The organism is Mycolicibacterium austroafricanum (assembly GCF_902705885.1).
In the GTDB taxonomy this organism is placed as follows: domain Bacteria; phylum Actinomycetota; class Actinomycetes; order Mycobacteriales; family Mycobacteriaceae; genus Mycobacterium; species Mycobacterium vanbaalenii_A.
Window position 1 is genome coordinate 221,519 of sequence record NZ_CACSIP010000012.1, and the last position, 23,146, is coordinate 244,664.

Sequence of the window (23,146 nt, forward strand, 5' to 3'; positions counted from 1 at the left end):
CACCTGCCACGCTATTCTCCCAGTGGTAAGCACGGGTCGGTGCCAGCGGTGGGGAAGCCGCTGGAACTGCCTGTGCCTGATGGATTGGGTTGCGATGACGTCTATGAACGGGCCGTCGGCGCGGGATTCCGCCAGCGGGAAGGCGGCGCGCGACGCCGGGCAGACCGAAGGCCAACCGCCTCGAGCTCAATTTCTGACCGTTGCCGAGGTGGCAAGTCTGATGCGGGTCAGCAAGATGACGGTGTACCGCCTAGTGCACAACGGCGAGCTGCCTGCGGTCCGCGTGGGTCGCTCGTTCCGCGTGCATGCCAAGGCGGTCCACGACATGCTGGAGAGTTCCTACTTCGACGCCGGCTGACGGGTTCGTCGTCCGTCGCGGACGCCGGCTGACGGGTTCGTCGTCCGTCGCGGACCGCCGACAGGCGTCTGCCGGGACATTCTCGCGGCCGGCCTCCGGACGCGGCGGCAAAGGTGGATTTCATCCGCGCTGGGCTCGCGGGTAAGGTGGCCGTTCGAGACTGACATCGGCGGAGTTCGATGTCGCAGAGGTTCTTCAAAACGATCTTAGGTAGCGGAGTTCATGGGTTCTGTCATCAAGAAGCGGCGCAAGCGCATGTCGAAGAAGAAGCACCGCAAGCTGCTTCGTCGCACCCGGGTGCAGCGCAGAAAACTGGGCAAGTAGGCCCTCCGGCCGGTCGCTAGGCTGTCCCGATGGACTCTGCGGGTCGTTCCGGGGGCAACTCCGACGGATCGGACCCCAGGGACGCACTGAACTATCCGAAAGTCGTGCTGGTCACCGGCGCCTGCCGGTTCCTCGGTGGCTATCTGACCGCGCGGCTGGCGCAGAACCCGCTGATCAATCATGTGATCGCGGTCGACGCGATCGCTCCGAGCAAGGACCTGCTCCGGCGGATGGGCCGCGCGGAGTTCGTCCGGGCCGACATCAGAAACCCGTTCATCGCCAAGGTCATCCGCAACGGCGACGTCGACACCGTGGTGCATGCCGCCGCCGCGTCCTACTCTCCCCGCTCCGGCGGCAGGGCCACCCTCAAGGAACTGAACGTGATGGGCGCGATCCAGCTGTTCGCGGCCTGCCAGAAGGCGCCCTCGGTGCGCCGGGTGATCCTCAAGTCGACGTCGGAGGTGTACGGCTCCAGCGCCCGCGACCCGGTGTTCTTCACCGAGGCCAGCAGCCGGCGCAGGCCGCCGGGTGACGGGTTCGCCCGCGACAGCATCGACATCGAGGGCTACGCCCGGGGGCTGGGACGGCGCAGGCCCGACATCGCGGTGACCATCCTGCGGCTGGCCAACATGATCGGGCCCGCCATGGACACGGCGCTGTCGCGGTATCTCGCCGGTCCGGTGGTGCCCACGGTCATCGGCCACGACTCCCGCCTGCAACTGCTGCACGAACAGGACGCGCTCGGCGCGCTCGAGCGGGCAACCGTGGCCGGCAAAGCGGGCACCTTCAACATCGGCGCGTCGGGCATCATCATGATGAGCCAAGCCATCCGCAGGTCGGGCCGCCTGGCGCTGCCGGTCCCGCGTCCGGCTCTGGTGGCGGTGGATTCGCTATGGCGCGCTGCCCGCAACTCGGAACTGGATCGTGAGCAACTCGATTATCTGAGCTACGGCCGGGTCATGGACACCACGAGGATGCGCAGCGAGCTCGGTTACGCCACCAAGTGGACCACCGCCGAGGCGTTCGACGATTACGTGCGCGGCCGGGGGCTGACACCCATCGTCGATCCCCGCTGGGTGCGGTCGGTCGAGGATCGCGCGGTGGCGGCGGCGCAGCGCTGGGGGCGCTAGACTGCACTACTTAGAGCAGGGTGGGGAGAGGATATGCCGGTGGCGGGCGAGCCAAAAGCGAAAGTGATTCCGCTGCACTCGAGTTCGGGACGCGGCGCGGCTGCGCGCCGTGCTGCCGCCGAGCGGGTCGACAGTTCGCGCCGCCATCCCTCGCTGATGTCCGAGCCGGGCAACCGCGCTTCGGCCGAACAGATCGCCGCCGTGGTGCGCGAGATCGACCAGCGTCGCGGTGCCGCGGCGGGGTCGCCCGCCGACGACGGGACGCCCAACGAGCTCGCCAGGCGCATCGCCGCCGCCGGGGATTTTGTCCGCAAGCGGATGACGGGCGACTACGACGTCGATGAGTTCGGCTTCGATCCCCACCTCAACGACGCGATCGTCCTGCCTTTGCTGAGAGTGTTCTTCAACTCCTGGTTCCGCGTCGAGGTCAGTGGGATCGAGAACCTACCGGAGTCCGGGGCGGCCCTGGTGGTGGCCAACCACGCAGGCGTGTTGCCGTTCGACGGGCTGATGACGTCGGTGGCGGTGCGCGACCAGCACCCCGCGCACCGGGATCTGCGCCTGTTGGCCGCCGACATGGTCTTCGACATGCCGATGGTCGGTCAGGCCGCGCGCAAGGCCGGCCACACCATGGCCTGCACGGACGACGCGCACCGCTTGTTGGCCGCCGGCGAACTCACGGCAGTCTTCCCCGAGGGGTACAAGGGCCTGGGAAAGCATTTCAAGGACCGCTACAAGCTGCAGCGGTTCGGCCGTGGCGGGTTCGTCTCGGCGGCGCTGCGGACGAAAGCGCCGATCGTGCCCTGCTCGATCGTCGGCTCCGAGGAGATCTACCCGATGATCGCCGACGTCAAGTTGTTGGCGCGGCTGCTGGGCCTGCCGTATTTCCCGATCACGCCGCTGTTCCCGTTGGCCGGGCCGCTGGGCGTGATGCCGTTGCCGTCGAAGTGGTACATCCAGTTCGGTGAGCCCATCGACACCGCCGACTACGACGAGTCGGCGGCCGACGATCCGATGGTCACCTTCGAGCTGACCGATCAGGTACGCGAGACCATTCAGCAGACGCTGTATCAGCTGTTGGCGAATCGCCGCAACATGTTCCTGGGGTAGGTAGCCGGGCTACTTCTGACCAGCTGTTACTTCTGACCCGCGACGAACTTCGACAGCGCCGCCTCGCGCCCGGCGGTGACCTTCGCGGTGATCTCGTCGGCCTCGTCGTCGTGGGCGGCCTCGCCCATGACGGTGACGATGCTGGTGACCACCGGGTTCCCGTCGTCGTCGGTCACCTCCCCGCGGATCTCGGTGAGCACCGCGCCGTGCGATTCGGTGACCGAGTCCAGGTAGGAGTCGAACCACAGCTTGTCGCCGGCCAGGATGGGCCGGTGGAAGATCAACTTCTGATCGCGGTGCAGTACCCGCTGCATGTTGATCGGTAGGTCGAACTGGTTGAAGATCTCCTGCTGGACTCGCCGGCCCGCGACCGCCATGAACGTCAGCGACGCGACCAACGCGTCGTAGCCGCACTCCTTGGCCGCCTCCTCCTCGAAGTGCGCGGGATGGTCGTCTTTCACGGCACGGGCGAACTCGCGGATCTTCTCGCGGTTGACCTCGAAATAGTCCGGATACCGGTAGTGGGTTCCGATGATGCTCTCAGCGATACTCATGCGCGATCCGCTTCGCTCCTCGCTTTGACTCGTGCGCTGCGGTCTTCTCCGTTGCTCAGGTGGCGGCGCGAGCCTATCAGCGCGCACTCGGCGGCCGTCACACCTTGTCGCGGCGTGACACCGCCGCCGCCAGCGCACCGCCGACGGCGCCCAACGCCAGCGCCGAAGGCACCCCGATCCGGGCGGCCTTCCTGGCGGTGCGGAAATCGCGGATCTCCCAGCCCCGCTGGCGGGCCAGATCCCGTAGGTCGGCATCCGGGTTGATCGCCACCGCGGTCCCGACCAGCGACAGCATCGGCACGTCGTTGAAGCTGTCGGAGTACGCGGTGCAGCGCCGCAGATTGAGGCCCTCGCGGATGGCCAGCGACCGCACCGCGTGCGCCTTGCCGGTTCCGTGCAGGATGTCGCCGACCAACCTGCCGGTGAACACGCCGTCCACCGACTCGGCGACGGTCCCCAGCGCGCCGGTCAGCCCGAGCCGCCGGGCGATCGTCGACGCCAGCTCGTACGGCGTCGCGGTGACCAACCAGACCTGCTGGCCCGCATCGAGGTGCATCTGGGCCAGCGCCCGGGTTCCCGGCCAGATCTTGTCGGCGATGATCTCGTCGTAGATGTCCTCGCCGAGCGCGATCAGTTCGGCGGTGGACCGGCCCTCGATGAAGGCCAGCGCCTTGCGCCGGCCCGCGGCCACGTCTTCGCTGCTCTCCCGCCCGGTGAGCTGGAATTTCGCCTGCGCCAGCGCGAATCGTGCCAGGTCGGAATAGGTGAAGTACTCCCGGGCGGCCAGCCCACGGGCGAAATGCACCAGAGACGAGCCGTGCACCAGGGTGTTGTCGACGTCGAAGAACGCCGCTGCGGTCAGGTCCGGCGGCGGTGGAGGAGGGGCCGGCGTGACGTCCGGCTCGAGGAGCCCGTCCGCGGCGACCTGCGCGCTGGCCTGGCCCGCGAGTTGCTGTTCGGGACTGTCTAACCCGAAATCAGATCCCCCGGTACCGGACACGACTACCAGATTAGGACACCGGATGGTGATACTGACGTGGTGGACCGGCAGGTGGAGTTGCTGACCCGTCAGGGTTGCCCGATGTGTGTGGCCGCGGCGGCCCAGCTGGCGCAGCTGGCCGGCGAATTGGGCTTCGTTCTCACCGTGACCGATGTCGACGCGGCCGCGGCCACCGGTGACACCACACTGCGGGCGGAGTTCGGTGACCGGCTGCCGGTGGTGCTGCTCGACGGGGCCGAACACAGTTACTGGGAGGTCGACGAGACCAGGCTGCGGGCCGACCTCGTGAGGTGAGTCGGCGCCTCGGCGACGGATCGGGCAAATTTGGTAGCCCAGCTGGTTAACGACTACCGTTGAACGCGTGGTCAGCGTGGTGAGGGAGCCATGAGCGTATTGCTTTTCGGGGTTTCGCACCGCAGCGCGCCGGTGTCGGTCCTCGAGCAACTGAGCACCGACGAGTCCGATCAAGCCAAGATCGTCGACCAGGTGCTCCAATCGTCGCTGGTCACCGAAGCCATGGTGCTCTCCACGTGCAACCGCGTCGAGGTCTACGCCGTGGTCGACGCGTTCCACGGCGGACTCTCCGTGATCGGGCAGGTGCTCTCCGACCACTCCGGGATGTCGCTTCACGATCTGACCAAGTACGCCTACGTCCGCTACGCCGAAGCCGCCGTCGAGCATCTGTTCGCCGTGGCCAGTGGACTGGACTCCGCGGTCATCGGTGAACAGCAGGTGCTCGGCCAGGTCCGGCGGGCCTATGCCTCCGCGGAGGCCAACCACACCGTCGGCCGCACGCTGCACGAGCTGTCGCAGCGGGCACTGTCGGTGGGCAAACGGGTGCACTCCGAAACTGGGATCGACGCTGCGGGGGCCTCGGTGGTCTCGGTGGCGCTCGACCTGGCCGAGGCCAAACTCCCCGGCGGGCTGGCAGGGAGGTCCGCGACCGTCATCGGTGCCGGATCCATGGGCGCGTTGTCCGCAGCGCACCTGGTCCGCGCAGGCATCGGCCGGGTTCACGTGGTGAACCGCACGCTTCCGCGAGCCGAGCGACTGGTGCAGATCCTGCGTGAGCAGGGCGTCGACGCCCACGCGTTCCCGTTCGACCATCTGCCCCCGCTGCTCGCGGATGCCGACCTCGTCGTCTCCTGCACCGGTGCGGTGCGGCCGGTGGTGTCACTTGCCGATGTGCACCGCGGCCTGGCCCACGGCCAGGAGCGCAAGCAACTGGTGGTGTGTGACCTCGGGATGCCCCGCGACGTCGACCCTGCTGTTGCCGGGTTGCCGGGCGTCTCGCTGGTCGACATGGACCGGATCCAGCGGGAGCCGTCGGCCCGCGCTGCCGCCTCCGACGCCGAGGCGGCCCGCACCATCGTCGCCGCCGAGGTAGCCAATTACCTGGCCGGACAGCGGATGGCCGAGGTGACCCCCACTGTGACCGCGCTGCGGCAGCGGGCCGCCGACGTGGTCGAGGCCGAACTGCTGCGGCTGGACAACAGGTTGCCAGGATTGGACACAGCCCACCGCGACGAGGTGGCCAGGACGGTGCGCCGCGTCGTCGACAAGCTCCTGCACGCGCCGACGGTGCGGGTCAAACAATTGGCCAGCGCACCGGGTGGCGACAGTTACGCCGAGGCGCTGCGCGAACTGTTCGAACTCGACCAACAGGCCGTCGACGCCGTCGCAGCCGGTGAACTGCCTCTCGTCGGCGGTGGAGCCGAATTCGCACCGGTCGCTGCCGGTGATGAATTCGACACCACAGCAACAGATCTCGACCAGACCGAGTAACATTCCTGCACCCCGAAAGCCACTAAGTGATCCGTATTGGGACCCGGGGAAGCCTTCTGGCGACAACCCAGGCCGGTGTCGTCCGAGACGCATTGATCGACCGCGGGCACGCCGCCGAGTTGGTCATCGTGTCCACCGCCGGTGACCGCTCCGCCGCACCGATCGCCGACATCGGCGTCGGAGTGTTCACCGCGGCGCTACGGGAAGCCATCGCCGACCGCACCGTCGACATCGCCGTGCACTCCTACAAAGATTTGCCCACGGCCACCGATCCGCGCTTCGTGATTCCGGCGATTCCGGTGCGCGCGGACGCCCGTGACGCTCTGGTGGCGCGCGACGGGATGGTGCTCGGGGAGTTGCCGACCGGGTCGGTGATCGGGACGTCGTCCCCCCGGCGGGCCGCGCAGCTTAGAGCACTGGGTCTCGGTTTGGAAATCCGCCCCCTACGAGGCAACCTAGATACCAGGTTGAACAGGGTAAGCAGCGGTGATCTCGACGCCGTCGTGGTGGCCCGGGCGGGATTGGCCCGCATCGGTCGTCTCGACGCTGTCACCGAGACGCTGGAACCGGTACAGATGTTGCCGGCGCCGGCTCAGGGTGCGTTGGCAGTCGAGTGCCGTGCCGGTGACACGGCGCTTGCGGAACTGTTGGCGGATTTGGACGACGCCGACACCCGGGCATCGGTCACCGCAGAGCGAGCCCTGCTGGCCGAACTGGAGGCGGGGTGCTCCGCACCGGTGGGCGCGATCGCAGAGGTGGTCGAGTCGATCGATGAGGACGGCCGAGTCTTCGAAGAGCTGTCGCTGCGCGGCTGCGTGGCGACGCTGAACGGATCCGATGTGATCCGTGCGTCCGGTATCGGGACACCCGGTCGGGCACGAGAGCTTGGGCTCTCGGTGGCCGCGGAGTTGTTCGAGCTGGGGGCACGCGATCTGTTGGACGAACGCGGGAGAGAAGGATGACTCGCCAGATGAGCCTGCGAGGGCGCAAGGGCAAGCCCGGCCGCATCACGTTCGTCGGCTCCGGGCCCGGGGACCCGGGTCTGCTGACGGCACGTGCCCGCACCGTGTTGGCCAACGCCGCCTTGGTTTTCACCGACCCTGACGTGCCCGAGGCGGTGCTCGCCCTCGTCGGGTGCGAGCTGCCACCGCCGTCGGGCCCGCTGCCGGCCGCCACGGAGCAGCCGGCCAAGACGTCCGGCGCTGCCGACACGTCCGGGGACGCCGCCAAACCGACGGCCGAGCCGGACCCGTCTCCGGTGATCCCGGGGGGCCCCGATGTCCGGCCCGCGCTGGGTGACCCGGCCGAGGTCGCCAAGATCCTGGTCACCGAAGCGCGCACGGGCGTGGACGTCGTACGGCTGGTCGCGGGTGACCCGCTGTCGATCGATGCGGTGATCACCGAGGTGAACGCGCTGGCGCGCACCCAGCTGACCTTCGAGATCGTCCCCGGACTGCCCGACACGACCGCGGTGCCCACCTACGCGGGACTGCCGCTGGGCTCGGCGCACACGGTTGCCGACGTGCGCGGCGACGTCGACTGGGCGGCGTTGGCCGCCGCACCGGGACCGCTGATCCTGCACGCCACGGCCTCTCATCTGCCCGAGGCGGCGCGCACGCTGATCGAGTACGGCCTCGCCGACAACACGCCGACAGTGGTGACCGCCAACGGCACCACCTGCCAGCAGCGCTCCGTCGAGACCACGCTGGCGGGCCTGATGGACAAGTCCGTCCTGGCCGGCACGGGTCCCGACGGGCTGCCCGCGGCGACTGCGGGCGCCCTGGTCGTGACGATCGGACGGACGGTCGCCAACCGCGCCAAGCTGAACTGGTGGGAGAGCCGGGCCCTCTACGGGTGGACCGTGCTGGTGCCCCGCACCAAGGACCAGGCCGGTGAGATGAGCGACCGGCTCGTCGGACACGGCGCGCTGCCCATCGAGGTGCCGACGATCGCGGTCGAGCCGCCGCGCAGCCCGGCCCAGATGGAAAGGGCCGTAAAGGGGCTGGTGGACGGCCGGTTCCAGTGGGTGGTGTTCACCTCCACCAACGCGGTGCGCGCGGTGTGGGAGAAGTTCAACGAGTTCGGACTCGACGCCCGCGCCTTCTCCGGGGTCAAGATCGCCTGCGTCGGCCAGGCCACCGCCGACCGGGTCCGTGCCTTCGGCATCAACCCGGAGCTGGTGCCCAGCGGTGAGCAGAGCTCGCTCGGCCTGCTCGATGAATTCCCGCCGTACGACGACGTTTTTGATCCGGTCAACCGGGTGCTGTTGCCCCGGGCCGACATCGCCACGGAAACGCTGGCCGAAGGCCTTCGCGAACGTGGTTGGGAGATCGAGGATGTCACCGCGTACCGCACGGTGCGAGCCGCGCCGCCGCCGGCGCACACCCGCGAGATGATCAAGACCGGCGGGTTCGACGCGGTCTGCTTCACGTCGAGTTCGACGGTGCGCAACCTCGTCGGTATCGCCGGAAAGCCGCACGCCCGTACCATCGTTGCCTGCATCGGGCCCAAGACCGCGGAAACCGCGGCGGAATTCGGTCTGCGCGTCGACGTGCAGCCGGAAGTGGCCGCGGTGGGTCCGTTGGTGGAGGCGCTGGCCGAGCACGCCGCCCGGCTGCGCGCCGAGGGGGCACTGCCGCCGCCGCGGAAGAAGAGCCGGCGCCGGTAGTTCGGGAAGGGACAGCTTCACATGCCTTTTCCGCGCCACCGCCCACGGAGACTGAGGTCCACCCCGGCGATGCGCCGGCTGGTCGCGCAGACTTCACTCGAGCCGAGGCATCTTGTGCTGCCGATGTTCGTCGCCGACGGGATCACCGAGCCCCGGCCGATATCGTCCATGCCCGGCGTGGTGCAGCACACCCGCGAGTCGCTGCGCCGTGCTGCCGCCGACGCGGTGGCGGCAGGGGTCGGCGGGTTGATGCTGTTCGGGGTGCCGCGCGACGAGGACAAAGATCCCGAGGGCACCGCAGGCACCGATCCTGACGGCATCCTCAACGTCGCGCTGCGGGATCTCGCCACCGACCTCGGCGATGACACGGTGCTGATGGCCGACACCTGCCTCGACGAATTCACCGATCACGGCCATTGCGGAATAGTGGACCGGGTCGGCAGAGTAGACAATGACGCCACCAACCGTCGTTATGTCGAACTCGCTGTGGCACAGGCTCATTCAGGTGCCCACGTCGTCGGGCCGAGCGGCATGATGGACGGGCAGGTCGCCGCCATCCGCGACGGCCTCGACGCCGCCGGGCACTCCGACACCGCGGTCCTGGCCTACGCCGCGAAGTTCGCCTCGGGCTTCTACGGGCCGTTCCGGGAAGCGGTGGCCTCCAGCCTGGAGGGCGACCGTCGCACCTACCAGCAGGACCCGGGCAACGCGCGCGAGGCGGTCCACGAGGTGGAGCTCGACCTCGACGAGGGTGCCGACATCGTCATGGTCAAACCCGCGATGGCCTACCTCGACGTGGTCCGCGCCGCCGCCGACATCTCGCCGGTGCCGGTGGCCGCCTACCAGGTGTCCGGCGAGTACTCGATGATCAGCGCCGCGGCGGCCAACGGCTGGATCGACCTGCGCACCGTCGCGCTGGAGACGCTGACCGGAATCCGTCGCGCCGGCGCCGACATCGTGCTCACCTACTGGGCCGTCGATGCCGCCGGCTGGTTGACGTGACCGAACCGCCGGAGACCAGACCGGCCGGGTCATCCCCCACCCGGCCACCCGATGTCGACACCGGGTTCTGGCTGTGGGTGGTGGCGCTGCCGTTGATGGTGACCGGCTATGTCGTCGACATGTTCACCGCATCCGAGCGCCTGCCCGGACCGGTGGTGGCGTTCTCCCTGGTGATCCTGTTCGTCATCACCGTCGTCGTCGCGACGTTCCTCGTCCTGATGAGGCAGGGATACCGGTGGGTACGCACGGTGCTGACCGGCGGTGCTATCGCCGCCGTGGTGTTCTCGGCGTCCAGCCTGTTCACCGCTGACCGCCATGCGTTCGCGGCGCTGGCCTACGCCGGTCCGGTGATCATCGGCTCGGTGCTCATCGCCGGCGGGGTGTTCCTGCTGCATCGCAAGGACGCCCACGAGTTCTTCACCCGCTGATTCGCTAGGCTGACCCGACCATGACCGACCCATCGCCCGTGCCGCCGACGCGGCCGCGTCTGGTCGACATCGCGTACTGGTGCTGGCTGCTCGCCGGGATTCTGCTGGTGGCATTCGGTCTGCTGCTCGGATCCACCCGCGGGGACATCCCGCTCTTCCTGCGCGGCTTCGGGATCCTCTTTGCGGTGTCCGGTCTGGTGCTGGGATTCTTCGCGGGCAAGATGCGCAACGGTCATCCAGGTTTCCGGCGTGCGGCGCTCGGGCTCGCACTCGGACTGGTGGTGCTGCTGGTGATGTTCACCTTGGTGTCGCGGGGCGGGGTCTGGCTGATAGTGATGATCCCGACGGCCGCCGGAGCGATCTTGCTGACCCGTCCGGACGCACGCGCCTTCTATGAGCAGGAGGGGCGCGAGTGACCTTGAACGGCCCCGATGCCGACAGCTCAGCCGGCGGCGAACCCACCCAGGTCGTGCTGTTCTCCGAACCCGGCGCCAGCTGGCTGTGGCTGCTGGCCGGTCCCGCCGCTGGGATCGCGATGATGCTGATCCAGTTGTCGGCCGGTTACGGCATCCAGTGGTTCGTGCCCGGCCTGTTCTTCGTGCTGGTCTCCGGGTTCCTGGCGATCCAGGTCAAGGCGGCCCGGATCCACACCTCGGTGGAACTGACGGCGCACAAGTTGCGGCAGGGCACCGAGACCACGCTCACCGACGAAATCGTGCGGATCTATCCGGAAGCCACCGGCGCGGAGACGCCGAAATGGCAGTACGCGCGGGCGCTCGGCGAGCTCACCGGAGTGCCGCGGGGACGCACCGGCATCGGTGTGCGGTTGTCCAACGACCGCACGGCCCAGGCGTGGGCGCGCAAGCACCACCACCTGCGGGAAGCGCTGACCAATCTGCTCGAGGAGCGCATCCCGCCGGAGTCGAAGTCGTGAGGTCGCGGCGCGCGGTGCTGGAGTTGTTGCTGGCCGGCGGCGCGGCCGTGGCCTGTGTGTTCAGCTGGCTGGCGGCGAGCTCGGAGGTCGTGGTCGCACCGGTGCTCGAGGGAGAGCCGGCGACGGCATCGGTGGTCTACTACCCGCCGCTGCTCACGCTGTCGTTGCTGCTCGCGACGGCCGCCGGGGTGCTCGCCGTGCTGGGCGTGAGTCGGCTGCGCCGGGGCGCTTCCCCCGCGAAATATCATTCCGGGTCGCTACCAGCACCCAATCCACAGCCGTAGGTTCACTCTCGCGGGCATGCCGTGTGGGCCTCACCACAAGCCCTTGGTACAAAGTGCAAAATCTGTAACACTGTGCGGATGACCGAGTTGGCGGACAAGAGCGGACACCTCGACAGCCCGGTGCCCGAGGCGCTGCCGCTGGGCCCGCAGTCGCTGGTCTGGCGGTACTTCGGCGACAACCGGATGTATCTGATCGGCCCGCGGCCTGCGGTACTGCAGAACATGCTGGCCGAACTCGGCCAGGGTGTGTACGACCACTCGACGTTCTTTGCCGACACTGCCGAGCGGCTGCGGCGCACCATCCCGCCGATCTTCAACACCGTCTACGGCTCCGACGACGAGAACGCCGGCCAGCAGGTCCGCGACTTCCACCACCACGTCAAGGGTGACCTGCCCGGCCCCGACGGTGAGGTGGTCGGTCGCTACCACGCGCTGGACCCCGACACCTACTTCTGGGCGCACGCCACGTTCGTCGAGCAGGTCTACTACTTCGCCGACACGTTCGTGAAGCGGCTGACCGACGCCGAGCGGGAGCAGATCTGGCTCGAATCGAAGACGTGGTACCGCCGCTACGGCGTCAGCGACCGACCGATGCCGGCGACCTACGCCGAGTTCGTGCAGTACTGGAACCGGATCATGGACCAGGTCGTCGTCGCGCACCCCACCGCGAAGTACGGCGTCGGCTACGTCACCAAGGGATTCCCGAAGCCCAAGGCGGTGCACCCGCTGGTGTGGCGGCTGGTCGAACCCGTCTTCAACCCGCTGGCCGCGTTCCTGACCACCGGCGGGCTGCCGCCGCGGGCGCGCGAGCTGCTGCAGCTTCCGTGGACCGACAAGCAGGAGCGCCGCTACCAGCGATTCGCTGCGCTGTGGCGGTCGCGCCCGGTGAACTGGATCTGGGACCATCTGCCGATGCGGGTGCGCTACAGCGGTTACGCGGTCAAGGGTTATGCCCGGTCCTGACGGGGCCACCGAACAGATCCTCGACGCCGCCGTCGTCGAGTTCGAACGCCATGGCTTCCGTCGGGTCGCGCTCGACGACGTCGCGCGCCGCGCCGGCGTCAGCCGCACCACCATCTACCGGCGCTTCGCCAACAAGGACGAACTAGTCGGCGCGGTCGTCGAGCGGGAGAACGTCCGGCTGTTCGCCGACATCGCAGTCGAACTCAAAAATTCTGGGCCGCAGTCGAATTACTACGTCGAAGCGTTCACGCTGTCGATCCTGAAATTCCGCGGGCACCGGGTGCTGCACCAGGTGATCACCGACGAGCCCGGCCTGGTGCTGGAGTTGGCCGGGCGCTATCACCGCGCGGCGATCGAGCGGATGGCCGAAGCGCTGCGGACGATCTTTCCGCCGGGTTTCGCCGAGCGGATCGGCGCCGAGGCCGTCGATGAACTCGCGGACTGCATCCTGCGTTACGCCGCAATGGTGCTGCTGCTGCCCAGCACCCAACCGTTGGACACCGCCGACGACATCCGGGAATTCGCGCGTCGGCATTTTTTGCCGAGCCTGCCTGCGGCGCTGCGGAGCGTGCCGGCCTGAGGTGTTTTGCAGATCACAGTTTTGGGCAGCCCGCACCGCATGGAACAGGAATCTGAGGGCAACAGCCAGCAACTCACCGAGAAACCCGAGGTGACCGACGCGCACAAGGAAAAAGCCCGTAAGGTCGCCGAGAACAACCCCGACGACCAGCCGACCACGACCTTGCCCGGCACCGGCGGCACTGTCGCCGGCACGGCCGTCACCGACTGGGTCGACGACAACGACAAAGGCAAGGTCGAGACCAGCGCCGAAGAAGGCAACGTGCAGTACCGCAACACCGACGAGTTCCGGGAGAAACTCGAGGGTTGACGGCGGTGGTCGCGGGCAGGCCCCGGCCTCCCTAAGCTGGATTCTCGTGACGCCCCTCGACCAGATCGCGCCGGCATTCGTCGACATGGCCCACTCGATCGTGTGGGCATCGGTGGCCACCGTTGATGCCGACAGCAAACCGCGTTCCCGCATCCTGCATCCGATCTGGGAATGGGACGGCACCGATCTGTTCGGGTGGGTCGCGACGGTGCCGAGTCCGGTGAAGCGGGCGCACCTGGCCGTACATCCCGACGTGTCGGTGAGCTACTGGACCACCAACCACGACACCTGCGCAGCCGACTGCCTGGTCGAGTGGTACACCGACGACGAGACCCGCACCGCGGTGTGGGAGAAGTTCGCCACCGGACCTGAACCGGTCGGGTACGACCCGGCCGTCATCCCGATGTGGAAGGACGGGCCCACGTCCGAGCAGTTCGCGGTCCTGCGGCTGGCGCCCTATCGGCTCCGGGTGATGCCGGGTGCGGTGATGACCCAGGGCGCAGGCGAAGTGCTGAGCTGGCACGCGTCATGACCGCGCCCCCCACCGAGGCCGGCCTGCTGCCGCTGGCTCCGAGAAACCCGCTGCCCTATCGGCAGCTTCTCAAGCTGGTCCGCGCGCTGGACACCGGTCAGCTGACCATCCGTGCCGCCGGCGGACCCGTCACCCGTATCCAAGTGGTGCCGAAATGGCTGTTCCCGCCCTTCGTGGCGGTGTTCTCGCCGGACGCCATCCGCGATGTGATCGGCCGCAACGACGCGCTCTCCGAGCGGTGCATCGTGCACGACGAGGTGCGCGACATGGCCGGCGACAGCCTGTTCGTGCTGCCCAACGAGTTGTGGCGGCCGCGTAAGCGAGCGTTGCAGCCGGTGTTCACCAAGCACAACGTGCGGTCGTTCGGCGGCCACATGTCACGAGCCGCCGAGGAGTTCGTGGAGGACCGGCGCGCCGGCGGTGAGGTCGACCTGGACGTGGAGTGCCGGCGCATCACGATGCAGTCGCTGGGCCGCTCGGTGCTGGGTGTCGACCTCAACGACAGCGCCGAGGCCATCGCCGAGCACATGCACGTCGCGTCCGCCTACACCGCCGACCGGGCGCTGCGCCCGATCCGGGCGCCGCGCTGGTTGCCGACACCGGCGCGGCGGCGTGCCCAGTTCGCCGTCAGATCGATGCTGAAGATCACCGCCGACATGCTCCAAGCGTGCCGGGACGACCCCACCCGGGACGCCCCGCTGGTGCGCGCGCTGATGGCGGCTACGGATCCGGAAACCGGCCGGGGGCTGTCCGACGAGGACATCTGCAACGACCTGCTCATCTTCATGCTCGCCGGTCACGACACCACTGCCACCGCGCTGACCCACGCGCTGTGGCTGCTCGGCCGCCATCCCGAGGCGCAGGACCGGGTGGTGGCCGAGGCTACCGCGGTGGGCGACCGGCAGCTCGAACCCGACGACGTGCCCCGCCTGGGCTACACCACGCAGATCCTCCACGAGGCGCTGCGGTTGTGTCCGCCCGCCGCGGGGGTGGGCCGGATGACGCTGCACGACATCGACGTCGCCGGCTACCGCATCGAAGCCGGCACGCTGGTCGCGGTCGGAATCTATGCGCTGCACCGCGATCCGGCGATCTGGCCGGACCCCGAGCGGTTCGACCCGGACCGGTTCAGCCCGGAGAACGTCAAAGCCCGTGACCGCTGGCACTTCCTGCCGTTCCTCGGGGGCGGCCGGCCGTGCATCGGCGAGCACTTCGCCCGACTCGAGACCACGCTGGCACTGGCGACGATCGTGCGGGCGCTGCGGATCGAGTCCCACGCCGCCGACTTCCCGGTCGACGTGCCGTTCACCACGGTCGCTCGGGGCCCGATCCCGGCCCGGGTCACCCCGCGCGGCTGAGCCGTCGGGGCTACAGCCGCTCGATGCCCGGCACCACCCAGTCGCCTTCGAGCACCGCGTCCTGCGGGTCGTAGACACGCAGGTACACCCGGAAAGCACCATCCGGCACGGGGATCCAGTTGACACTCGGGTCCTGCGGATCCTCCTGCGAGAAGACGATGTCGATCGAGCCGTCCTCCTGGTAGACCAGGTTGCCCGACCCGGTGCTGCTGACGGCGTAGATCTCCTGCTCGTTGGGCACCAGGAAGCCTTCGGCGTCGTAGACGGTGATCGACCAGAACGCGTCCGCGGGCGGTTCCTGGCCGGGCTCGAAGTGCAGCTGATAGGAGTTCTTCCCGTTGAGCCGTCGCAGGTTCTCGTCCAGGAACGCCGTCGCGTAGTAGGCCTCCTCGGGTGTGTTGGCACCCAGGCCGATCTTGGCCACGCCGGCACGCAGCAGGTAGTCGGTGCCGTAGTCGCCGATCGCGGGGTCGGGCGAGGCCCAGCCGTCGTTGCGCACCGCCATGCTGTACTGCGCGATGCTCACCAGAGGGTCCAGGAGTGCTGAGACGGTACGCACGGCCGCCTGCGCCGCCCATTCGGACGCCGGGCTGAGGTTGGCATCGGAGACCTCCAGGCCCGGTCCGACACCGATGCGGACGAGCTCGGCGAGCTTTTCCGCATCGCTGTCCGGGGGCGGGCTGGCCACCATCGCCGCACTGATCGCGTCCAGCGCCTCGATTCCGGTCGGCAGGGGCGCCGAGGTGGTCGTGTCGAAGTCCTCGATCGGGTAGGTCTGCGGACCGCCGGGCGGGGTGATGGCGTACTGCCGCATCAAGGCCACGGCCTCCTGCTGGTCGGCTTCGTCGCCGGCGAGGGTGCGGCCCAGCAGCCAGATGTCGGCGTACGGGACGACGATGACCTCCGCGTCCGGTGGGATCTCGCCTTCCGGGCCGTCCTCCCAGACGATCGCGTAACTCGCGGCCTCCGATCCCGTTGTCCGCGAGCCGATGTAGCCGACCACGTTGGTGTACGGGTCCATCAACTGGAAGACGAAGTACCGGTCCTCCATGTCGGGATGCGACAGCACCACCGGGCCCTCGCTGAGATCGAGGTACGCCAGTGTGTAGAGGGTGTCGACGTTGGGCGCGACCACCAGGTGCTGGTCGGGGTCGATATAGCTGGTCAACGCAATCAGGGTGTTGGTTGCCGGCGCTTCGGCCTGCAGGCGTTCGGTTTCCAGTAACGGGTATCCGTAGAGGTACGCCTGGGCGGCCAGCAGTGCCGCCTCGAGCGGCCTGGGCGGCGGCGCGATGCTGACGTCGCCGGCCGAAGTGACCGCCACGTTCACGGTCACGGTGGGCGCCTGGAGTATTCCGGCCAGCCCCAGTAGCCCGTAGTAGTGCGGGGGGTTTCCGGCGGTGTCGTCGACGGTGATGGTGAATTGATCGACCACCGCGGACCCAGCCGGAACGTCGGGCACGTAGGTGAAGTGGCCCTGGTCGTCGACGACGACGGTGCCGTGCGTAGGAGCGCCGGTCACGGAGTAGGTCAGCGGATCGCCTTCGTAGTCCGTGGCGTTGAGGTCTCCGACGACGGCCCCGTCGAGGGTCAGCTCGGTGGACGCGGTCGGGTCGGCGGCAGGGCGCTGGTTGTTCCACTTGTACTGCGACTGGCGCACCAGCAGCCACAGTGACTCCAGGACGCGCGGGACCGGCAAGCCCGGCCCGGGCAGGTTCGTCGCGAACCGACCCAGGCCGATCCAGGTCATGACGTCGGCGACGATGCTCTTGTAGGTCACCGGAGCCGGTTCGGCCGCGGCGGGGGAGCTCAGCGCTGCCGTGACGGCTGATTCCGAGGCGGCGCCGAGCGGCGTCTGGTGGACTTCAGCGGAGGTATCGGCGACGGATATCGCCGCGGTGCGGGTTGCAGGTCGAATGGTCTCGGTCTCCGTATCCCGGAGCCGTGCCGGCCGCCGCTCGTTCACGTCGGATCCCGCAACGGTTGCTTGCCCGGGTTGCGCAGTTGGCCGGCGCGCCGTGTCGGCGTCATCGCGTCCGTCATCGCGGGAACCGGTCGTGGTCGAGACTGCAGGTTCGTCCGGAGTTGCTGTTGTGGACGGGTCATCTTTCGCGGGCGGTTGCTCGGAATCGCCGTCATCAGCACCGGACGTCGGGGTTTCAGCGGATTCCTCGGCCGCTGCGGAATGCGGGTCCCGCCCGGAGCGATCCCTGTGGCGTTTTGCGGCCGGCTCCTCGTCGGCATCGGAGTCTGCCACTGGCGCCGCGTCGACATCGGTGTCGGATTCGTCGACCGCTGGCTGGCGCAGCCGGGCACCGGATACGGGCCCGGTTCTGCTGCGCGAGGAGGGCCCCGCGGCATCAGAGTCGCTGCCTGCAGATCTGCGTGGTCGCTCCGTCGCGGTATTACTGGTGGATGGTCGAGAAACTGCGCCCCTGCGCCCATCGGAATCGTCGCCCGGCGAGGCACTTGCAATCCCCGAGCCGCCGATCATCGCCATCGCGACACCCGCAGCCGCCACAGCAGCAGCTGCAGGCAACCAACGTGGGGCTTCAGACGAAGGTGACAGGGCCGTGCTTACCGGTGCACTTCCGGGGGTTTCGGCGTTCATCTGACTTTCTTTCCTTTGTTGCGGCGGGCACATCTTGCGGCGCTTGGCTCAACGGAAAGTATTAGACATGCATACGTGTCCAAAGGCAAGGCCTGCGATCGTGATCGCGTACCCCGCGCAGGGTGCTGGTTCGCCGAACGGGAGTAACGATGGCCGGATCTGAATCCGCGCCGCAGCCGCTGCCCCGCGGTCGGCACAAGCTCAGCAAACAGGAAGTTCTCGAATCGCAACGTGAGCGCCTGCTGATCGCGATGGAGGAACTGGTCAACGAGAACGGCTACGTGGCGACGAGCGTGCCCAAGGTGGTTCGCCGGGCACGGGTCACCGACCGCACGTTCTACGCGCTGTTCGAGGACAAAGCTGATTGCTTCATCGCCACCTGCGAGCGACACGGTGACCAGCTGCGGGACCTACTGGCTGGCTACGTGCGCGAGATCGAAACGGCCGAGGACCCCCTCGCCGCTTTCGATGCCGGCCTGCACATGTACCTGCAGTGGTGGATGGATCGACCGGGCGGCGCGCGCGCATTCTTCGTCGACATTCTCGTCGTGGGCGATCGAGCCTTCGCGTCGCGGGATCGGCGCGCGAGTATCTTCGCCGATGCGCTGCGGCGTATCGCCGTGGTGCTCCGTAGCCGAGTGGGGGTCCAGGGCGAGCCCTGCGAGGTGGATGCGGTGGCGGCGGCAACGTTGGCCAGCGAACTCGTCGCCCGGAAGGTGCGGGCCGGGCGCATGGCCGAACTACCCCAACTACATTCCGACCTGCGCCGTGTACTCCTGCTGTTGCTGATGGCCGAGGAACCGCGGACACAGAGCTGAAGATTCGGACTGCCGCGCGCCTCCAGGCGTCAGGCGTCAGGCGTTGCCGCCACCGATCCACCATGCGACCGCGGCGAGCACCACCAGCACTGCCGCCGCGATAATCCAGGCGGTGACGCCGCCGAAGCCCGCGCCGACGCCGGCCACCCCGCCGGGATCCGCCTGGGTGATCACAGGTGCGATGAGATCAGTCATGTTCTCGTGTCGTCAGGGATCAACCCCGCCGCAGCAGGACCGCCGATTCGAACGGCAGCCGGGCGAACACCGGTCGCATCATCCCGGTGACGTGAGCCGACGCCTCGTCGCGGCTCATCACCTGCGGCTCGGTGACCGGGAAGGTCCTGCCGTAGCGGCGCATGGTGCCGCCACCGGCCGCGGTGAGGTTCTTCAGCCAGTCCCGGTCCGGTCCGTAGGTGAGCAGCACCGCCACCCCGTCGGCGGTGCTGAACACCGTCAGCGGTGTCCGGTAGTGCTTGCCGGACCGGCGGCCGATGTGTTCGAGGATTCCCATGGTGGGCGCCCAGCCCGCCCACATGCGTTGGATCGGGTTGGTGACGTGGCGGTTGAACCGGGCCAGCCATTGCGGGAGTTGCATGAGACCCATCACACTCTTTGTCCATGGCGTATCTCAAGCCCCCGTGGTTCGTGGCGACCGTGTTCAACAGGTTCGCGATGGCCACCGGGGTGGGCAACAGCGAGCCCCTGACCGTCACGAAGCGGGCCAGCGGGCAGCCACAGCAGATCCCGGTGGTGGTCCCGGAGGTCGACGGCGTGAAGTACCTGGTGTCCACCCGCGGTGAGTCGCAGTGGGTGAAGAACGTGCGCGCCGACCCACACGTCATGGTGGGCTCGGTGAAGTACCTGGCAGCAGAGGTACCGGTGGACCAGAGAGGGCCCATCCTGGCCGCGTACAAGCCCAGGGCCGGCAGGGTGGTCGAGGGGTACTGGCGCAAGCTGCCCGAGGACGCCGATCACCCGGTGTTCGCGCTGACACCGCTTCACTGACACCACTACACCCTGTAGTTGACCCAGGGCGCGCGGCTGGGACACTGGTGCCATGAGCAGTACCGACTTGTCCGCGAAGCTGTTCGCCGACGCGTGTTCCGTGATTCCCGGCGGGGTGAACTCCCCGGTGCGGGCGTTCTCCTCGGTCGGCGGCACGCCGCGGTTCATCACCTCCGCCGCGGGCTGCTGGCTGACCGACGCCGACGGCAACCGCTACGTCGATCTGGTGTGTTCCTGGGGGCCGATGATCCTCGGCCACGCCCACCCCGCGGTCGTCGAGGCGGTGCAACGGGTGGCCGCCGACGGGCTGTCGTTCGGCGCCCCGACCCCGTCGGAGTCCGAGCTGGCACGCGAGATCATCGGCCGGGTGGCCCCGGTGGAGCTGCTGCGGCTGGTGAACTCGGGCACCGAGGCCACCATGAGCGCGATCCGGCTGGCCCGCGGCTACACCGGCCGCGCGAAGATCGTCAAGTTCTCCGGCTGCTACCACGGCCACAGCGACGCGTTGTTGGCCGACGCGGGGTCCGGGGTCGCGACGCTGGGGCTGCCGTCGTCGCCGGGTGTGACGGGCGCCGCCGCGGCCGACACGATCGTGCTGCCGTACAACAACATTCCCGCGCTGGAGGAGGTCTTCGACCGCTTCGGCGACGAGATCGCTTGCGTCATCACCGAAGCCAGCCCCGGGAACATGGGTGTGGTGCCGCCGCAGCCCGGGTTCAACGCCGAGCTGCGCCGGATCACCGCCGAGCACGGTTCGCTGCTCGTCGTCGACGAGGTGATGACCGGCTTCCGGGTCAGCCGATCCGGTTGGTACGGGCTGGATCCGGTCGATGCGGACCTGTTCACGTTCGGCAAGGTGATGAGCGGCGGGCTGCCCGCCGCGGCGTTCGGCGGCAAGGCCGACGTGATGGGCAGGCTGGCCCCGCTCGGGCCGGTGTACCAGGCGGGCACGCTGTCCGGGAATCCGGTCGCGATGGCGGCCGGGCTGGCCACCCTGCACGCCGCGGACGACGCCGTCTACGCCACCCTCGACGCCAACGCCGACCGGCTGGCCGGGCTGATCAGCGGCGCGCTCAACGATGCCGGTGTCGCGCACCAGATTCCGCGGGCCGGCAACATGTTCAGCCTGTTCTTCGGCGATGCGCCGGTGACGGATTTCGCCTCGGCCAAAGCCACCCAGACGTGGCGCTTCCCGGCGTTCTTCCACGCCCTGCTCGACGCGGGCGTCTACCCTCCGCCCAGCGCCTACGAGGCCTGGTTCGTTTCGACCGCGCTCGACGACGACGCATTCGACCGGGTCGCGGCGGCACTGCCCGCTGCGGCCCGCGCTGCGGCGCAGGTTTCGGAGCCGGCATGACGCAGACGAAGACCGTGGTGCACGTGATGCGCCACGGCGAGGTGCACAACCCGGAGCAGATCCTCTACGGCCGGTTGCCCGACTATCACCTCTCCGACCGGGGCCGGGTGCAGGCACAGGCGGTGGCGGACTGGCTTGCCCACCGCGACATCACCCATGTGGTCGCCTCGCCGCTGGAACGCGCCCAGGAGACCGCGGCGCCGATCGCCGCCCGGCACGGACTGTCGATTAACACCGACGACGAACTCATCGAGTCCGAGAATGTCTTTCAGGGAGAGCGGGTCTCGCCCGGTGACGGGGCGTTGCGCAACCCGCGCAACTGGTGGCACCTGCGCAACCCGCGCACGCCGTCGTGGGGAGAGCCCTACGCCGAGATCGCGGCGAGGATGATGCGGGCGCTGCATCGTGCCCGCGCCGACGCCGCCGGCCACGAAGGGGTGTGCGTCAGCCACCAGCTGCCCGTCGAGACACTGCGCCGTGCGATGACCGACAAAGCGCTGCACCACTTTCCGACCAGGCGGATGTGCAACCTGGCCTCGGTCACGTCGTTCTACTTCCACGATGACGTCTGCGTGGGCTGGGGATACGCGGAGTTGGCCGGCAAGTGAGGCGATCGGTGCCCCGGGTCGGACGGTTGGTCACGCTCATCGTGGGCGTGGCCATGCTCGGGGTCACCGGATGCTCCACCGGCAGTGACGCCGTCGCCCAGGGAGGCACATTCGAGTTCGTCGCCCCGGGCGGCAAGACCGNCATCTTCTACGACCCACCGGCGAGCAGAGGTCACCCCGGGCCGCTGAGCGGCCCGGACTTGATGGACACCGACAAGACGCTGTCGCTGACGGACTTCGCCGGCAAGGTGGTGGTGATCAACGTGTGGGGGCAGTGGTGCGGCCCGTGCCGCACCGAGATCACCCAGCTGCAGCAGGTCTACCAGGCGACCCGTGACCAGGGGGTGGCGTTCCTGGGCATCGACGTGCGGGACAACAACATCGACGCGCCCCGCGACTTCATCATCGATCGGGGCGTGACGTTTCCGTCGATCTACGACCCGCCGATGCGCACCATGATCGCGTTCGGTGGCCGCTACCCCACGACGGTCATCCCGTCGACGATCGTCCTGGACCGCGAGCACCGGGTGGCCGCGGTGTTCCTGCGTGAACTGCTCGCCGAGGACCTGCAGCCGGTGGTCGAGCGGCTGGCGTCAGAGACCCCGGAGCAATGAACCTCGACCAGATCGGTGAACTGACGGCCAGCGGTCCGCTGCTTCTGGCGCTGTCGATCAGCGTGCTGGCGGGCCTGGTGTCGTTCGCCTCGCCGTGCGTCATCCCGCTGGTTCCCGGCTACCTGTCCTATCTGGCCGCGGTGGTGGGGGTCGACCCCGGCCCGGCGGCTGGTGCCGGCGCGCCCGGGACGCTGGCGCTGCGCGGCGCCCGACTTCGGGTGGCCGGGGCCGCGGCGCTGTTCGTCGGCGGTTTCACGGTGGTGTTCGTGCTCGGCACTGTCGCGGTACTGGGGATGACGACCACGCTGATCACCAACCAGCTGCTGCTGCAACGCATCGGCGGGGTGATCACGATCCTGATGGGCCTGGTGTTCATCGGTCTGGTTCCGGTGCTGCAGCGGGACACCCGGTTCACCCCGAGGCGGATCTCCACCCTGGGCGGAGCCCCACTGCTCGGTGCGGTGTTCGCACTGGGGTGGACACCGTGCCTGGGACCCACGCTGACCGGGGTGATCGCGGTGGCGTCGGCGACCGAGGGCAGCAATGTGGCACGGGGTGTGGTGCTCGTCGTCGCCTACTGCCTCGGCCTGGGAATCCCGTTCGTACTGCTGGCCTTCGGTTCGGCGCGCGCCGTCGCCGGACTCGGCTGGCTGCGCCGTCACACCCGCACCATCCAGATCTTCGGGGGCGTGCTGCTGATCGGAGTGGGCATCGCCCTGACCACCGGATTGTGGAACGAGTTCGTGTCCTGGGTGCGCGACGCCTTCGTCAGCGACGTCAGGCTCCCGATCTGATGACCGCCCCGCCCCCCGGC

Annotated in this window: 29 protein-coding genes; 24 read left to right on the plus strand and 5 right to left on the minus strand. The window is 68.6% G+C overall.

Features of this window, described 5'->3' with window-relative positions:
- Positions 1 to 94: 94 nt before the first annotated feature.
- From BEMPMBAN_RS09835 to BEMPMBAN_RS09850, 4 genes are all read left to right on the plus strand, one after another.
- Positions 95 to 358, plus strand: coding sequence for a helix-turn-helix domain-containing protein (locus tag BEMPMBAN_RS09835; RefSeq protein ID WP_159230163.1), 264 nt, complete (start codon positions 95 to 97; stop codon positions 356 to 358).
- A gap of 222 nt (positions 359 to 580) precedes the next feature.
- Complete coding sequence (locus BEMPMBAN_RS09840; RefSeq protein WP_003402602.1) at positions 581 to 682, plus strand: 30S ribosomal protein bS22; 102 nt, start codon at positions 581 to 583, stop codon at positions 680 to 682.
- Between the two features lie 29 nt (positions 683 to 711).
- A complete protein-coding gene (locus BEMPMBAN_RS09845) occupies positions 712 to 1,812 on the plus strand; it encodes an SDR family oxidoreductase (protein WP_159230164.1) in 1,101 nt (366 codons plus the stop codon).
- Between the two features lie 39 nt (positions 1,813 to 1,851).
- Positions 1,852 to 2,922 (plus strand): lysophospholipid acyltransferase family protein, encoded by a 1,071-nt coding sequence (locus tag BEMPMBAN_RS09850; protein ID WP_159230165.1) that lies wholly within the window; start codon positions 1,852 to 1,854, stop codon positions 2,920 to 2,922.
- A gap of 26 nt (positions 2,923 to 2,948) precedes the next feature.
- On the opposite strand, the gene BEMPMBAN_RS09855 is transcribed toward BEMPMBAN_RS09850, so the two are convergent.
- Both BEMPMBAN_RS09855 and BEMPMBAN_RS09860 read right to left on the minus strand, forming a co-directional pair.
- Positions 2,949 to 3,476 (minus strand): FAS1-like dehydratase domain-containing protein, encoded by a 528-nt coding sequence (locus BEMPMBAN_RS09855; protein WP_159230166.1) that lies wholly within the window; start codon positions 3,474 to 3,476, stop codon positions 2,949 to 2,951.
- A 97-nt stretch (positions 3,477 to 3,573) separates the two neighbouring features.
- The gene (locus BEMPMBAN_RS09860; RefSeq protein ID WP_159230167.1) at positions 3,574 to 4,476 is read right to left on the minus strand and encodes an HAD family hydrolase; all 903 of its coding nucleotides are present in this window, start codon (positions 4,474 to 4,476) and stop codon (positions 3,574 to 3,576) included.
- A gap of 39 nt (positions 4,477 to 4,515) precedes the next feature.
- Here BEMPMBAN_RS09860 and BEMPMBAN_RS09865 point away from each other — a divergent pair, with 39 nt between their 5' ends.
- The 14 genes from BEMPMBAN_RS09865 (at position 4,516) to BEMPMBAN_RS09930 (ending at position 15,319) form a co-directional block, all read left to right on the plus strand.
- Positions 4,516 to 4,770 carry a glutaredoxin family protein gene (locus BEMPMBAN_RS09865; RefSeq protein ID WP_159230168.1) on the plus strand — a complete coding sequence of 85 codons (255 nt, stop codon included), beginning with the start codon at positions 4,516 to 4,518 and terminating at the stop codon, positions 4,768 to 4,770.
- A 90-nt stretch (positions 4,771 to 4,860) separates the two neighbouring features.
- On the plus strand, positions 4,861 to 6,261 hold the full coding sequence (locus tag BEMPMBAN_RS09870) for a glutamyl-tRNA reductase (protein WP_159230169.1): 1,401 nt from the start codon (positions 4,861 to 4,863) through the stop codon (positions 6,259 to 6,261).
- A 26-nt stretch (positions 6,262 to 6,287) separates the two neighbouring features.
- Complete coding sequence (hemC, locus tag BEMPMBAN_RS09875) at positions 6,288 to 7,223, plus strand: hydroxymethylbilane synthase (RefSeq protein ID WP_159230170.1); 936 nt, start codon at positions 6,288 to 6,290, stop codon at positions 7,221 to 7,223.
- Entirely contained in the window at positions 7,220 to 8,929 is a 1,710-nt protein-coding gene (locus BEMPMBAN_RS09880) for a bifunctional uroporphyrinogen-III C-methyltransferase/uroporphyrinogen-III synthase (protein WP_200845931.1), read from the plus strand. Before hemC ends, BEMPMBAN_RS09880 begins: the two co-directional genes overlap by 4 nt.
- Positions 8,930 to 8,950: 21 nt before the next feature.
- Positions 8,951 to 9,931, plus strand: a complete 981-nt coding sequence (gene hemB / locus BEMPMBAN_RS09885) for a porphobilinogen synthase (protein WP_159230172.1) — start codon at positions 8,951 to 8,953, stop codon at positions 9,929 to 9,931.
- Positions 9,928 to 10,359 carry a hypothetical protein gene (locus tag BEMPMBAN_RS09890; RefSeq protein ID WP_159230173.1) on the plus strand — a complete coding sequence of 144 codons (432 nt, stop codon included), beginning with the start codon at positions 9,928 to 9,930 and terminating at the stop codon, positions 10,357 to 10,359. Before hemB ends, BEMPMBAN_RS09890 begins: the two co-directional genes overlap by 4 nt.
- A gap of 20 nt (positions 10,360 to 10,379) precedes the next feature.
- A complete protein-coding gene (locus BEMPMBAN_RS09895) occupies positions 10,380 to 10,775 on the plus strand; it encodes a hypothetical protein (RefSeq protein ID WP_159230174.1) in 396 nt (131 codons plus the stop codon).
- Positions 10,772 to 11,293, plus strand: a complete 522-nt coding sequence (locus tag BEMPMBAN_RS09900; protein ID WP_234897386.1) for a transport-regulating membrane protein Mce1N — start codon at positions 10,772 to 10,774, stop codon at positions 11,291 to 11,293. The genes BEMPMBAN_RS09895 and BEMPMBAN_RS09900 overlap by 4 nt, the downstream gene beginning before the upstream one ends.
- Entirely contained in the window at positions 11,290 to 11,577 is a 288-nt protein-coding gene (locus tag BEMPMBAN_RS09905) for a hypothetical protein (RefSeq protein ID WP_159230175.1), read from the plus strand. Before BEMPMBAN_RS09900 ends, BEMPMBAN_RS09905 begins: the two co-directional genes overlap by 4 nt.
- A 78-nt stretch (positions 11,578 to 11,655) precedes the next feature.
- Complete coding sequence (locus BEMPMBAN_RS09910) at positions 11,656 to 12,540, plus strand: oxygenase MpaB family protein (protein WP_159230176.1); 885 nt, start codon at positions 11,656 to 11,658, stop codon at positions 12,538 to 12,540.
- The gene (locus BEMPMBAN_RS09915; RefSeq protein ID WP_159230177.1) at positions 12,527 to 13,120 is read left to right on the plus strand and encodes a TetR/AcrR family transcriptional regulator; all 594 of its coding nucleotides are present in this window, start codon (positions 12,527 to 12,529) and stop codon (positions 13,118 to 13,120) included. Before BEMPMBAN_RS09910 ends, BEMPMBAN_RS09915 begins: the two co-directional genes overlap by 14 nt.
- A 39-nt stretch (positions 13,121 to 13,159) precedes the next feature.
- On the plus strand, positions 13,160 to 13,429 hold the full coding sequence (locus BEMPMBAN_RS09920) for a hypothetical protein (protein ID WP_159230178.1): 270 nt from the start codon (positions 13,160 to 13,162) through the stop codon (positions 13,427 to 13,429).
- A gap of 85 nt (positions 13,430 to 13,514) precedes the next feature.
- The gene (locus BEMPMBAN_RS09925) at positions 13,515 to 13,961 is read left to right on the plus strand and encodes a pyridoxamine 5'-phosphate oxidase family protein (protein WP_425294958.1); all 447 of its coding nucleotides are present in this window, start codon (positions 13,515 to 13,517) and stop codon (positions 13,959 to 13,961) included.
- On the plus strand, positions 13,958 to 15,319 hold the full coding sequence (locus tag BEMPMBAN_RS09930) for a cytochrome P450 (protein WP_159230180.1): 1,362 nt from the start codon (positions 13,958 to 13,960) through the stop codon (positions 15,317 to 15,319). The genes BEMPMBAN_RS09925 and BEMPMBAN_RS09930 overlap by 4 nt, the downstream gene beginning before the upstream one ends.
- 10 nt (positions 15,320 to 15,329) lie before the next feature.
- On the opposite strand, the gene BEMPMBAN_RS09935 is transcribed toward BEMPMBAN_RS09930, so the two are convergent.
- Entirely contained in the window at positions 15,330 to 17,285 is a 1,956-nt protein-coding gene (locus BEMPMBAN_RS09935) for a DUF1254 domain-containing protein (RefSeq protein WP_159230181.1), read from the minus strand.
- 794 nt (positions 17,286 to 18,079) lie between these two features.
- Between BEMPMBAN_RS09935 and BEMPMBAN_RS09940 the strand changes: the two genes are divergently transcribed.
- Complete coding sequence (locus BEMPMBAN_RS09940; RefSeq protein WP_159230182.1) at positions 18,080 to 18,748, plus strand: TetR/AcrR family transcriptional regulator; 669 nt, start codon at positions 18,080 to 18,082, stop codon at positions 18,746 to 18,748.
- A 36-nt stretch (positions 18,749 to 18,784) separates the two neighbouring features.
- Here BEMPMBAN_RS09940 and BEMPMBAN_RS09945 read toward each other — a convergent pair whose 3' ends face one another.
- Both BEMPMBAN_RS09945 and BEMPMBAN_RS09950 read right to left on the minus strand, forming a co-directional pair.
- A complete protein-coding gene (locus tag BEMPMBAN_RS09945) occupies positions 18,785 to 18,943 on the minus strand; it encodes a hypothetical protein (protein WP_159230183.1) in 159 nt (52 codons plus the stop codon).
- A 19-nt stretch (positions 18,944 to 18,962) separates the two neighbouring features.
- On the minus strand, positions 18,963 to 19,343 hold the full coding sequence (locus BEMPMBAN_RS09950; protein ID WP_159230340.1) for a nitroreductase family deazaflavin-dependent oxidoreductase: 381 nt from the start codon (positions 19,341 to 19,343) through the stop codon (positions 18,963 to 18,965).
- 23 nt (positions 19,344 to 19,366) lie between these two features.
- Between BEMPMBAN_RS09950 and BEMPMBAN_RS09955 the strand changes: the two genes are divergently transcribed.
- The 5 genes from BEMPMBAN_RS09955 to BEMPMBAN_RS09975 all read left to right on the plus strand — a co-directional run bounded on the left by BEMPMBAN_RS09955 (position 19,367) and on the right by BEMPMBAN_RS09975 (position 23,126).
- Positions 19,367 to 19,753 (plus strand): nitroreductase/quinone reductase family protein, encoded by a 387-nt coding sequence (locus tag BEMPMBAN_RS09955; protein ID WP_159230184.1) that lies wholly within the window; start codon positions 19,367 to 19,369, stop codon positions 19,751 to 19,753.
- 52 nt (positions 19,754 to 19,805) lie between these two features.
- Positions 19,806 to 21,110: a glutamate-1-semialdehyde 2,1-aminomutase gene (hemL, locus tag BEMPMBAN_RS09960; RefSeq protein ID WP_159230185.1), complete on the plus strand. Its 1,305-nt coding sequence runs from the start codon at positions 19,806 to 19,808 to the stop codon at positions 21,108 to 21,110.
- Positions 21,107 to 21,718, plus strand: coding sequence for a histidine phosphatase family protein (locus BEMPMBAN_RS09965; RefSeq protein WP_159230186.1), 612 nt, complete (start codon positions 21,107 to 21,109; stop codon positions 21,716 to 21,718). Before hemL ends, BEMPMBAN_RS09965 begins: the two co-directional genes overlap by 4 nt.
- 53 nt (positions 21,719 to 21,771) lie before the next feature.
- Positions 21,772 to 22,332 (plus strand): TlpA disulfide reductase family protein, encoded by a 561-nt coding sequence (locus BEMPMBAN_RS09970; protein WP_159230341.1) that lies wholly within the window; start codon positions 21,772 to 21,774, stop codon positions 22,330 to 22,332.
- Entirely contained in the window at positions 22,329 to 23,126 is a 798-nt protein-coding gene (locus BEMPMBAN_RS09975) for a cytochrome c biogenesis CcdA family protein (protein ID WP_159230187.1), read from the plus strand. Before BEMPMBAN_RS09970 ends, BEMPMBAN_RS09975 begins: the two co-directional genes overlap by 4 nt.
- Positions 23,127 to 23,146: the final 20 nt, after the last annotated feature.